6 protein-coding genes and 1 pseudogene are annotated in these 10072 nt (G+C 50.6%); 3 read left to right on the top strand and 4 right to left on the bottom strand.

The features are described 5' to 3' along the window. The first annotated feature begins 137 nt into the window (after positions 1 to 137). Both AB1656_20765 and AB1656_20760 read left to right on the top strand, forming a co-directional pair. Complete coding sequence (locus tag AB1656_20765; GenBank protein ID MEW6237826.1) at positions 138 to 440, top strand: AbrB/MazE/SpoVT family DNA-binding domain-containing protein; 303 nt, start codon at positions 138 to 140, stop codon at positions 438 to 440. A 2-nt stretch (positions 441 to 442) separates the two neighbouring features. Continuing rightward, the gene (locus tag AB1656_20760) at positions 443 to 1180 is read left to right on the top strand and encodes a recombinase family protein (protein ID MEW6237825.1); all 738 of its coding nucleotides are present in this window, start codon (positions 443 to 445) and stop codon (positions 1178 to 1180) included. A gap of 56 nt (positions 1181 to 1236) precedes the next feature. On the opposite strand, the gene AB1656_20755 is transcribed toward AB1656_20760, so the two are convergent. Then, on the bottom strand, positions 1237 to 1845 hold the full coding sequence (locus tag AB1656_20755; protein ID MEW6237824.1) for a hypothetical protein: 609 nt from the start codon (positions 1843 to 1845) through the stop codon (positions 1237 to 1239). Between the two features lie 248 nt (positions 1846 to 2093). Between AB1656_20755 and AB1656_20750 the strand changes: the two genes are divergently transcribed. After that, positions 2094 to 6425 (top strand): S8 family serine peptidase, encoded by a 4332-nt coding sequence (locus tag AB1656_20750; GenBank protein MEW6237823.1) that lies wholly within the window; start codon positions 2094 to 2096, stop codon positions 6423 to 6425. A gap of 102 nt (positions 6426 to 6527) precedes the next feature. On the opposite strand, the pseudogene AB1656_20745 reads toward AB1656_20750, so the two are convergent. From AB1656_20745 to AB1656_20735, 3 genes and pseudogenes are all read right to left on the bottom strand, one after another. Next, a pseudogene (locus tag AB1656_20745) lies at positions 6528 to 6710 on the bottom strand (helix-hairpin-helix domain-containing protein). A 47-nt stretch (positions 6711 to 6757) separates the two neighbouring features. Further along, positions 6758 to 7654 carry an SWIM zinc finger family protein gene (locus AB1656_20740; protein ID MEW6237822.1) on the bottom strand — a complete coding sequence of 299 codons (897 nt, stop codon included), beginning with the start codon at positions 7652 to 7654 and terminating at the stop codon, positions 6758 to 6760. A 34-nt stretch (positions 7655 to 7688) separates the two neighbouring features. Further along, positions 7689 to 9836, bottom strand: coding sequence for a DEAD/DEAH box helicase (locus tag AB1656_20735; GenBank protein MEW6237821.1), 2148 nt, complete (start codon positions 9834 to 9836; stop codon positions 7689 to 7691). Positions 9837 to 10072: the final 236 nt, after the last annotated feature.

The following is a 10072-nucleotide window of genomic DNA, read 5'->3' as shown; positions in this document are numbered from 1 at the left end:
ACCTGCGCCTGGGAAACAAGCTCCGATGAATACAGGCTTATCGTACCAGTATTAGTTGTATTTGCCGGAAGATTACGGATTTATCGAACAAAATCGGCCTTTGAATATATTTTTGCATGATACGCTAGCGAAATTAAATGTCCAAGAACCTAGACTTTTTAGACCATCCTCAAAATTGGCAGTTTAACGATAAATTTATAAATAGACTTATCAATAATTTCCTGATGGCTTCCAACGAAGACTCTATCCTCACTTTTCAAGCCAAGCGCGGAAAACGACTCTTACAAAATCTTCTTGTGTTACGCCAGCAAAGAAGTAACGGTCAATTTTCAATTACTATCCCCTGCGGAGTGGCGAAAGCGCTTCGTCTCCAAGGAGGAGACTACTTGGAAGTATTCATAGAACGGGGTGATATCGTATTACGACCGATCCGTCGCTAATAATGCAAAACGTCTTTGGCTATGTACGGGTCTCAACCGGCGAGCAAGGTAAAGGGTATTCTCTCGATGGACAGCGACGGGAAATTGAACGGTTTTGCGCCAATCGGAATTTAACATTACTCAAAATTTTCGAGGATCAAAAAAGCGGGACGAAATTATTCGAACGTCCCGGTCTCGTCGATATGATCGATCAATTAAAACCAACGATAAAAGGAATCGTGGCCACTGAATCGGACCGACTTTCACGCGATTTGTTTCAGTTTGGCTGGCTTACGACTCATCTTTCCATGCATAGAGTGGAAATCATTCTGATCAATGAATGCAGGGCGGAATCACCGTCGGAAAAAGCGTTTGCCAAAATCAGAAGCGTTTTCTCTGAATTCGAAACTGAACTTCGGCAAGCGAGGATCAAAAGGGGAGTACTGCTCGCCAAGGAGAAAGGTCGGTTTATGAATCGCCCGCCTCTGGGATATCGAATGGTAAACAAAAGGATTGTCATTGATGAAAAAACAAAACCAGTCATTCAACAGATATTCAGGCTCGCCGGCGAAGGAAAATCGTTGCGGAACATATCTCAATCGATTGGCGTATCGCGATCAACGGTAAGTTTTGTTCTCCGGAATCCTTTCTATATTGAGAAGAATTTGCATGGAGAACATGAGGTATTTCTCGATCGATATTTATGGGACTCGATTAAAGCGAAAATTCCAGAAGACAGCTCTGCGTCATTGGCTCCTTAATGACTCTTCCTATTATCATGATTCCGTCTATTCATTCATTTCTCCAATTGGAAAATCTACCAGAAAATGCGGCCTGGCCGGGTTTGTTCCTGGGTGGTTTGGATTGCCGATTCCAGGAGTTGTCTTTTCTTTATCTCCGGCTGGATTGAACTCGCCTCTTCCAGAATCGACGCGAGAGAGGGCAAATCCCGCAGCGGTTGTTGAATCTTGGCATACCCCGCATTGCGCATTCCGAATAGTTGTTCGGACTCTTCGCCCAACCGGCGCGCTTCTTCCCGGAATGCTGCCATGCGAGGCGTTTCTAACGGTTCCTTCAAAATGGCCAGCGATTCATTGATCGCCTTATTCAGATCGCTGGATTCAAGACCGTTTTTCAAAGCCGTGCGAAGACGTTCTTCCTGGAATAACTCCTTTTGCAGTTTGAGTTGGTTGTAGCGATCCAGCGCCGCTTTCTGCATGTGCAGCCGCCAGCGATGATTCTTTGCCATCCTATATTCCGGCATCCGGCGTCCCGCTTCTTTGACCAGCGCATAATAGCGCTCAATTCCCTTGTTGCATTCCAGGGGAGTTTCCAGGTTTTCTTCAAGTTGAAACAACGCCTGAACCATCAGCGCGGCGGCTTCGTCGCCGAAGTAAAGACCCTTTTGCCCGCGAGGTTTCGTCAATCCCCACCCGCTTTTCCTCGGACATATCCAGCCGCTCCCATGTTCACTTTTCGACCGTCATTATCGTTGCGGGAAAAAAATTGAAGGAACACATTTTTTATTTGTTTTCCACTGTTTATCCCGAATGAATTTTGTAAGAATGAAACAAACGACGATATTTCCAATACCGGTCAGTTGGCGCATCCTGGACTTGAAATTGATTATCCCCTCTTTTATTGCGGGAAATCCTTGACAATTGGAGGGAGATCATGTTGAGCCGCGCTTTTTTATCTAGTTTCCTCTTTGCGTTATTCCTTGTTACGAATCTGTTCCTGGAGGTTCCGAACGCGATCGCGAAAGCGAATTCATTGACGCTAAACGGCGTCGCCATCAACATCGCCGCCCGCTCGCAATATCATCCCTTCCTCGCGAAAGCGACGGCGCAATCCGCCACGCGCCATGCCATCGTACAGTTCAAGCGACCGCTTACGCCCAAGGATCGAGAGAAAATAGACGTCCGATTTCTGCATTACCTTCCTGAAAGCCGCTATTTCGTCGCGGGCCGCATCGATGTTCTAAACCGCCTAGGGGAAGCCTCTCAAGTTGCCGGACTGATCGCTATTCCCAGCGCCGCGAAACTGGAATTTTCGCTGCGTCGCAAGGTCAACAAACTGCGAGAAAATCCACCGTCGAATAAGACGCTCGAAACAGTCAAAGCGATCTTTTTTCAAGATGTATCTTTTCAAGAGGCGCACGCGGCTTTGCTTGCCCATGGCGCTGCGTTGGAAGCGACTCGCGTGAATTTCGACTTTCGACAAACTATCAACGCCGTATCCATTCCATCGCTACAACTCGACGCGCTCGCGGACGAAGATGGAGTGTACCAGATCGCCCCTATCGATCCGCCTCCTCAACCCCTTAATATCAACGCCCAGGACGCATCCAATGTGGACGAGATCCAACCGGGCGGGATTTCGGGATACGACCTGGACGGTTCCGGCGTCACCGTGGGCGTTTGGGACGCGGGTCCCGTCCGCGTCACGCACGAACAAATCATTGGCCGAGCAACGCAACAGGATGGCGAGATCGCCATCTATAGCAATCATGCCAGCCATGTGGCGGGAATCATCGGCGGCAACGGGATAAAGAATCCGCAGGCGCGAGGCATGGCTCCGAATGCGACGCTTTTATGCTGGGACTTTATGAACGACCTTGCCGAAATCGATGCCAACGCTCACCGCGTTTCTGTTTCAAATCATTCCTATCGATCCACCCATTCGCTCAGCCGAAGCGTCGGAGATGAAACACCCGGCGCGTTGCTATACGGCGTTTACGAAAATCTGACGCAAGCGTGGGATCAAATCATTTATGATCGCAATTTGATCGCTGTTCGTCCTGCTGGCAACGAACGCGTAGGCGACGAGTACAACGACTTATGTGCGGGAGCGGACGCCAAGAACGCGATCACCGTCGGAGCAATTCGCGACTTGACGGAGGAACCTCCTCTGGTCGGCGATGAAAGCATGGCGGATTTTTCCAGTTGGGGACCCACCGCCGACGGCCGCATCAAACCCGATCTGGTTGCTAATGGCGTTTCTCTGTTGTCGATGGGAAGGGAATCGGATAACGCTTATTTGGAACTCTCCGGCACTTCCATGGCGGCCGCCGTGGTCACCGGAAGCATCGCTTGTTTGATTCAACAATTTCGCCGGGAATTCGGCGGAGCGGATCCTAATCCCGCGACCATGAAAGCGATTCTGATTCATACCGCCCGCGACGGGGGGAGCAAACCTGGCCCCGATTATCGCTTTGGATGGGGATTGCTGGACGCCCGCGCCGCCGCCGATTTCATCGCGAACCATCGAGGCCGGGAAGACTCGATCGTTTGGAATCGCTTAACGGATACGGCGGTGGAATATCCCATGATTTACATCGGAACCGGACCGATCAAGGCAACCCTGGTTTGGACGGACCCGGCGGCGGTTGCCATGGCAGGCGATGCGTTGAACAACGTCATAAATCTCGTCAATGATCTCAATCTCTCCATCCTGAGCGATGCGGGAACCTTCTATCCTTGGACGCTCAATCCATCGCGTCCCACCCTTTCCGCCGCGCAGAAAGCGGAGAACCATGTTGATAATGTGGAACAGGTTTATATTTCTTCGCCGAATGCGCAAGAATACGCGATTCATATCGGCGGACAAGTAAACCTGGGGCAATATCAAGAATTCGCCCTCTGCGTGAGCGGGCTTCGTGCTCAAGGCAACGTCGAAGAAGCGGTGAATTTGACGGTCATGAATCCTTCGTCAGGCGAATTGTTATCCGGCATCGTTCCCATCAGCGTATACGCTATCGATCATCGGGGAATTTCCCGCATCGAGTTTCGTGTGGACGGCGAAATCGTGGATGACTTGACAACCGGCGGCGTGGAAGGAGTCATGACGATCGATCCTCCCGAGACAGAAGTGAACGTCAGCTTGAATTGGAATACCGCAACCACGGCGAACGGGCCTCATCGAATCGCGGCGTCCGCGATATCTTCAAATGGAAGCGTCTTTTCCAAGGAGCTTGACGTATTCGCGCTGAATGAAGGCGAAGACCTTCCTTTGGTCTTGGATGGACCGCCTCAATTCGGCAGAATTTGGCCGCCGGAAAATGCGGATTGGTATTCGGCGCAAATACCCGCCGATGGCGATTATTCCTTGGAAACATCGCTCGCCGGAGATTCTCCCGTGGATTCCATCATAACTTTGTACGGTCCGAATCGCATGGAACCAGGCCTTCTCGTCGACGATGACGGCGGCGACGGCGGATTTTCCAAAATATCTCTGCACTTAGAAGCCGGTCTTTATTTTGTGAAAGTAAACGGATACGCGCAAGCGACTGGTCTTTACGGCATCCAGCTCAAAAGCGCCCTGGCGGTATCCAGTGCGCCGATCATTCCCTTGGCGGTCAACGGATTGAGCGCAAGCGGCGAAACCTCGCCGGAAAACGGCGAGCAATGGTACATGTTTCGCGCGCCGTTTATGGGCGTCTATAAAATTAACGCCGCCGCCCTTCCCGATCAAGTTCCAGTACAAGTCCGCTTATGCAACGCAAAAAATCCCGATGAATGGTATGCTACGACCGATTCCGGCGAACCGCTCGCCTGGACGTTTTTGGAAAACCAATACGGGCTGGTGAAAATCGTCTCTCCCCAGGGAATAACGACGCGCTTTTCCATCGGCGTGACGACAGAAGCGAGTCAACCCTGCCTGGCTTTGAGTACGGAAGACGAGAACGTCGTGGAAACGATGGCATCGGCGACAAGCGGCGAACGGTGGTATTCCCTTCGTCCATCGACGGCGCGCTACGCGCTTCTTTCATTGAACGGCCTTTCTCAGGAATTGAACGCCGGACCTGAAATCACTTTGTGCGGTCCGGACGATCCCAATCAGGAAATCATGCGCGTCTCTCCGCGACTCTATCCCCCGATGGCGTCGCGAATCCTCTTTTATGCCAACGGCGAACAAACCTACTACGCCAAGGTTTGCCCTGCCGGATGGAAGGGATCTTACGCCCTGAACCTTCAATATGGCCGGGAGATGAATGAACTTTTCTCATGGGAGCGCGCTATTTCGCCGGAAAATCCGCAACCGGGCGATTCACTCCATATAACATTGACTTCGGGCGCGGATATCGAGCCGTCCATCTCCCTAATGGAGCTTGCCGAATACCCGCTCGGAAATTGGGAGCCGGAGAATATATCCGATGATGGCGTCTATGATCCCGATACGCATACCATTCGCTGGACGTCGATCGCCCAAGGCGTTAAGCATGTCTCTTACGAGATGAAACCGCGAGAAAACGCCGAAAATCTCCTTATTGGTTTTCGTGGCTTATCCTCCTACAAAAGCCAACAGACCAAGATCATGAGAATGGCGGCGAGCGGCTTAAGCGAAGTTCTTCCAGGCGCATCTTCTCTCCCAGATGTAAAACCGGTCGGCGTTTTCAACCATCAGCAAGATATTGGCTTCCCCATGCTCCCGGGATATGCATTCTATGATGAACAGAAAAGACAATACGTCGTCATGGGCGGCGGGGCGGGTTATTCGTATGATTATTATTTTCTTTATAAAGAAGTGAGTGGGGATTTTCGTTTACAGGCCAAAATACGGATGCAAGACATGAGCGAAGGAGTTGATCCGTATGCGATTGCCGCATTAATGGTTCTCGATAGCCTGGAAGCGGATTCTGACGCACATCGAATTCCTTTTTTTATGAGTTGGCTTTATAAAAACGGTCAAGTTGTTGGGGACTATAAAAGTTCTCCCGACGCGACTATTTCTTCAAGAAGCAGCTCTCCTTATAACATCCAACAAGGAATAACGCTGGAGATCGTGCGCCAAGGAAACCAACTAAGCATGTACTACATTGATCCGAACACCCAAGAGCGAACGTTTTGGATAGGCGGCGCCATCGCGTTCACCGATCCGGTGTATGTAGGGTTTGGTACTTCACCGAGTTCGCCTGATTCCTACGTTGCCGGATATTTCAGCGACGTGATCCTGGAAACGAACGAAGTCCCCAACTCGTCGGTGGAAAATTGGCTCGAAAAATGAAAAACAAGCCTTTGAAATGCCGCTCTTTTTTTATTAATTTTTCCTATATGCGCTGCCCTGCGTCTGTAAACTCTTCCAAGTGGATTAGAGAAAAATATATGAGGGATTCTCTTTCACCACTGAAATCGAAGCATTGCCGTACTCCCGGAAGATTTTTGTTGCATAGGCGGAACTCACGCCATGGGATTGGAGAAAAATCATGACCTGCCGGATTTCCTTTTGCTCTTCCCAATCTTTGGAGATCATCTCCACCCGCTTTATACCGATTCCGTCAAACTCAATCAGGCCACCCGGCAGGAATTCTGAAATAGCGCGCCTGAATCATGAATCGATTAGCCTGCTTCGCCAAGAAATACGTCCAATCCTTTAGGGGAAGCCTGCGCGTAGCAGGATTCCAAGGCTTCCAGGAGCGGCGCGGTTCCCCGCCAAAGCGGAAATTTTCCCAGTTGTTTGGGTAAAGCCGCTGGAACGAGGGGAATCCGAACCTCTCCGAATAAACCTTCCAGCGCATTTTCTCCTTTCCAAAAGAGGGCCGGGTCTGCCGGGAAGGGTTCGGGAGGCAGTAAATTCGTTTCGGATTCGAGAGTTTTACTTTTTTCCTCATGAGGCGTTCTCTGGGTTAATTCGCTAATGAGACTTTCTCTCGATAGGCCTCGCAGTTTGAAGATCAGGAAGGGATCGCGGTCGAACTCCTCGCCCAGCAGATAAAACACGGCGGCAATGTGCTTGCAGGGATTCGACCAATCCGGACACGAACAATCCATCGACAGATCTTTATACGTGGAAGGAAAAAGCGACAGATCGAGCTCGCGGAAGATGTCTTCTATATCTTGCGGCATCTCTCCCGCCATGAGTTTCGCGGCGTAAATCGGTTTTGCGGCAAAGGCGTTTACTAATTTGTCCCAATCGGCGCGAGTCAGGAATTTCATCTGGATTGCAATCGAATAAGGAGTGGAGCGGGAACCTTGCACTTTGGCTTTAACGGCTCCTTTATCCACTTCGATGGATAACACTTGACCGCTGCGCGCATAAGATCGTCCGCGTCCCAGCCGGGCGCCGATATGAAAACTCTCCAATACTTCAATCCATCGTTTGGCCCACCAACTCTCTCCGAAGGAACCGCGCTTATTCTGCGCTTTGATTCCTCCTTTAGCCTCTCGGGGTTTCGACGGAGGGTAAAATCCAAAATCGTAATACCCGTAACCGTATTGACGTTTTTTGCTTGCCATTGGTATTTTCTCTTTTCCAGAAAAATATCCATCGTTAGTCCGCGACTGCTTCTTTGCTTAATGCGAAGAGTTCTTTCAACTTTTGCGTCGAGAGTTCCGTCAGCCATCCTTCTCCGGTTCCCACGATGCTCGACGCCAATTCCTTCTTCCGTTCGATCATCTCGTCGATCCGCTCCTCCAAGGTTCCCACGCATAAAAATTTGTGCACCTGGACGTTTTTCGTTTGACCGATGCGGAAGGCTCGGTCGGTTGCCTGGTTCTCCACGGCTGGATTCCACCAGCGGTCGAAATGAAATACGTGATTCGCCTTGGTCAGGTTCAATCCAGTGCCTCCCGCTTTCAACGAAAGGATAAATAGATTTGGCCCCGCATCGGTTTGGAAGCGTTCGACCATCTGGTCTCTCTTCTTTTTCGTTGTTCCGCCATAGAGGAAAAGCGCCTCCCGTCCGAATTGTTCTTGCAGGTAGGTTTGCAGGATGATCCCCATTTCGGCTAATTGCGTGAAAATCAGCGCCTTGTCGTTTACGGTCATGATTTCCTCCACCATTTCCGTTAACCGCGACACTTTACCCGACCGGTTGGAAATCATGGAACGGTCTCCCAAAAATTGAGCGGGATGGTTGCACACCTGCTTCAGTTTGGAGAGCGTCGCCAAAACCACTCCTTTTCGTTGAATCCCTTCACTGGAATCCAGCGCGGTTTCTGCTTCCTGGACCACCGCCGCATAAAGCGACGCCTGTTCCTTGGTCAGGTTGCAAAACACTTTCATCTCCATCTTCTCCGGCAAATCGGAAATGATGGATTTATCGGTCTTGAGGCGGCGCAATATGAACGGGCCGGTCAGTTGCTTTAAACGTTGCACTGCCTCTTCATCCCGCATCGCCTGAATCGGAATAAAAAACGTTTTCTTGAATTCGTTCTGGGTTCCCAACCAACCTGGATTGAGAAACTCCATAATCGACCAGAGATCCCCAACGTTGTTTTCCACCGGGGTTCCGGTCAAAGCGATCCGGTATCCCGCCGGTATTGCGCGGGCCGCTTTGGATTGTTTAGTCTCCGGATTCTTGATATTTTGCGCTTCGTCCAGGATGATTCCGCCCCAGGATATAGGTTTGAACAGATTGTAATCCCGATGAAGAAGGGCGTAACTCGAAATGACCATCGCAAATTCATTCACTTCCTTTTCAAACGATGCGCCTTTTTTGCGGGCGACGCCGTGATGAATCATCACCGGTAATTCCGGCGTGAAGCGGGCGGCTTCTTTCTGCCAGTTCCCCACTACGGAGGTCGGGCAGATGAGCAGCACCGGTTTTTCCCCAATCTCATGCCAATCCCGTTGAATGAGAGCTAACGTTTGAATGGTTTTCCCCAGTCCCATGTCATCCGCCAGGCAAGCGCCGAAATCCCATTTTTGTAAAAAACTCAGCCAGGAATACCCGCGCACTTGATAAGGACGCAAGATTCCTTGAAAGGTTTGGGGCGGTTCGTTCTCTTTGAAAGACATCTTGCCGTTTAGTTGATTCAACAGATCGCCCATCCATCCCGCCGCCGTAATCCCGCTAAAATCGAATCCAGGAAGCGCTGCGACTTTTCCTAACGCCATCTGAACCGCCTCGCGAGCCGTGATTTCCGAGAGGGCTTTCGTCTTCCAAAACTCGATGGCTTTTTGGATTTCCTCCGCGTTCAATTGCACCCATTGGCCTCGCACTTTGACAAGGGGAACTTTGAGTTGGGCCAGTTCGATCAATTCGCGAAGAGATATCTCTTCCTTGCCCAAGACCATTTTCCATTCGAAATGAACGATTTCATCCAGAGAGAGACCGCTTCCTCCCTGCATTTTCGGGCTTTTGACATGCGCGCGAACGGAAAGGCGGTTTTTACTTCCTTTACGGCTCCACCAGGAGGGAAACAAAACGCCAAAGCCCATCTGTTCCAAAATCGATGCCTTTTCAATCAGAAAGGAATACGCGCCGGCCGTATCCAGTTCGTACTCGCTGGGCAAGGCCGTATTGAGGCTGGCTTCCACATGGGGACAGATTCGGGAAGCCCGGCCAAGCGAAAACAACAGATATTCGCGGGGATTGAACCCGGCCCGTTGCAATACTTTGGCTCGTTGGCCCTTCAAAGCCCATGCGTCTTTCGCCGGAATCAAAAGACTGGGATCGCTTTGGTCTTGAAGCAAGTATCGTACCCGCCAGTTTTGAGCGTCCGGCTGCGTCTTTTTTTTTCGGGAGGTTTCTCCTTCCGGTTCCTCCAGCCGGAAACAAAGACGGAAAGGAGTATCGGCAGAGTGTCAAGCGACAATTATTCTTCCCCCTCGACGACAATTATTTTTCCCTGTTTGACTCAGCAACCAATCCGTCTTTGAAACGCGGTTATAGGAATGTAGATTTGTGATTTTTTCCTCCTGGGCCTGGG

This window comes from Candidatus Omnitrophota bacterium, from assembly GCA_040755155.1.
Lineage (GTDB): Bacteria > Hinthialibacterota > Hinthialibacteria > Hinthialibacterales > Hinthialibacteraceae > JBFMBP01.
This window is presented reverse-complemented; position numbering and strand designations above follow the sequence as displayed.

Coding starts and splice junctions, on each gene's coding strand:
- AB1656_20765 (MEW6237826.1), top strand. CDS start 138: ATGTCCAAGAACCTAGACTTTTTAGACCATCCTCAAAATTGGCAGTTT.
- AB1656_20760 (MEW6237825.1), top strand. CDS start 443: ATGCAAAACGTCTTTGGCTATGTACGGGTCTCAACCGGCGAGCAAGGT.
- AB1656_20750 (MEW6237823.1), top strand. CDS start 2,094: ATGTTGAGCCGCGCTTTTTTATCTAGTTTCCTCTTTGCGTTATTCCTT.
- AB1656_20740 (MEW6237822.1), bottom strand. CDS start 7,654: ATGGCAAGCAAAAAACGTCAATACGGTTACGGGTATTACGATTTTGGA.